1 protein-coding gene is annotated in these 1,392 nt (G+C 42.8%); it reads right to left on the bottom strand.

Annotated features, from left to right (window positions below; all coding sequences use genetic code 11):
• Positions 1–105 precede the first annotated feature (105 nt).
• The coding region (locus ABUA47_RS24815; RefSeq protein WP_349832297.1) for an IS4-like element ISBf8 family transposase at positions 106–1,392 on the bottom strand (1,287 nt) is incomplete at its 5' end.

Below are 1,392 nucleotides of genomic sequence, written 5' to 3'. Positions count from 1 at the left end.
CTAAAGTTTCCCACCCCTTAAAACACTAACTTTTCTCATTTTCCTTTGTCTGTCTTCCCCCATATCCATTGACTGTTAACACATGCCTAACAGAAGTTATGCAGACTATCCACATACTTCGTCCCATTTTTCCAACGCTTCAGCCATTACAAGGATTTTGCTCATCTCTTTGTCGTTTCCGCTGATTGTAGCCATAAGGTATTGGGGCGTCATTCCAAGTATTTCTCCTAAAATGCGAAGAATGCGTTCGATGCAGGTAAGAACTCGCTTCCATAACGTGAGTGCCATGAGATCACCCTCCATATCCGAAAAGAGTTCGCCCATGGTTTGATATTCTGTGAATCTCTTTTCCAAAGCCATGACGGTATATGTAAGGTAACACAGCGTTGCGTCGGCTATCTGACCATTAAAGTCACAACCTTGATAACCTCCTAATCCGAGATATTGCTTAGTCTCCTTGTTCATCACCTCTATGTTCCATCTAATCTGATACACTTCAAAGGCTTTTACGAAAGACATCGTTGTATCCGTGGTGAGCAGAACGTTCCATGCGGAGTTTCTACCATACTTGATGAGGAAGATTCTGATAGGTATATCTCCTAAGTTGCCGTTGAGCTGAATATATCGACATTTGTATTTACGACAGTTCTTTCCTCGTTCACGTTCATAGGTGGCAATGAGTTCTGCAGCATTTTTCTTTTTGCCCGATATAGTGTATTTTGTCTTTCCCATTTTTGCAAGTCCAACAAAGTGCATTGCCCCTTTACCTATGCTTCTAACACATGTCATAAGTTGCTCGCAGGTGAACCAACTATCGGTAATCACATACTTCGCATGTAACCCCATCTTCCATCCACGGCGAAGCATATCCATGGCAACTTCCAGCTTAGACATCTTACACTCTTGAAAGCGCTTATAATCAGGATTGCCGGTGTTCCTCTTGGTGTGATATGCCTTTTTGAGTTGCTGTCTTGTCAGCCCGTAGTTGCCTTGCTTCCCCTTTTCTTGATGTAGTGAAAAATCAAAGGGTATAGTTGTCTTGCCGTCAAAGAAGGCACAAAGTAACAGCTTGTAGCCCAATACGCATCTGCCTTTCATATGGTCGAAAACACGACTGATACCCTCCATCCTCACACCACTCTTCTCAAGTACGGTGTCATCTATAATGAAACATGTAGTGGTATCTGATTGAGGAACTTCGCCATACTTACGCAATAGGCACATATAACGCAGTGCAAAGTGGTTCATCAATCGTCTCCAATCCATCTGTGGGCGAATCATCATGCGATAGAAACAGTTCTTACCATGATTTGAAAGCTCATATATCTTATGTTTGCATATACTATGGATGCTCTCGCCCACAATGCGGAAGAGGCAAAGAGAGAGGAGCAA

The organism is Bacteroides sp. RTP31139st1_H2_RTP31139_211217 (genome assembly GCF_040227615.1).
In the GTDB taxonomy this organism is placed as follows: Bacteria; Bacteroidota; Bacteroidia; order Bacteroidales; family Bacteroidaceae; genus Bacteroides; species Bacteroides uniformis.
This window is presented reverse-complemented; position numbering and strand designations above follow the sequence as displayed.